We start from the raw sequence: 285 nt of genomic DNA, 5'->3' as shown, positions 1-285 counted from the left end.
GGAGCCTAATAATAAACTACCGTTGTTTTGATTATCAATTTTGACCTGGTTTTGAGCGTCGGCCATTGCATTTACTGGTGTCCCAGCACCAGCCGCCCCCGCTCCAAGTAAAGCTGTCATCGCTGCTAAGCCCTTAATGTAAGAACCAGCAGTATCTTCAGCTTCACGTTTTAAGGCATCTTGGTCAACTTCAACCTGGGTACTAGTGATCTGACGGTCCTTATCCAGGAAGAGTAATTGCATCCACCGACTAAGTGAACTCATCCAACCTTTGTGAGTCTTATA

General features: G+C 45.6%; 1 protein-coding gene. It reads right to left on the bottom strand.

Features of this window, described 5'->3' with window-relative positions:
• A partial coding sequence (locus ACFIK0_RS09730) for a serine-rich glycoprotein adhesin (RefSeq protein WP_375663967.1) occupies nt 1-285 on the bottom strand: 285 nt, incomplete at both ends.

The sequence above is a fragment of the Bartonella sp. CL63NXGY genome, assembly GCF_042194905.1.
Classification (GTDB): domain Bacteria; phylum Pseudomonadota; class Alphaproteobacteria; order Rhizobiales; family Rhizobiaceae; genus Bartonella.
The sequence above is the reverse complement of the archived record's forward strand: the minus strand, read 5'-3'. Positions and strand labels throughout refer to the sequence as shown.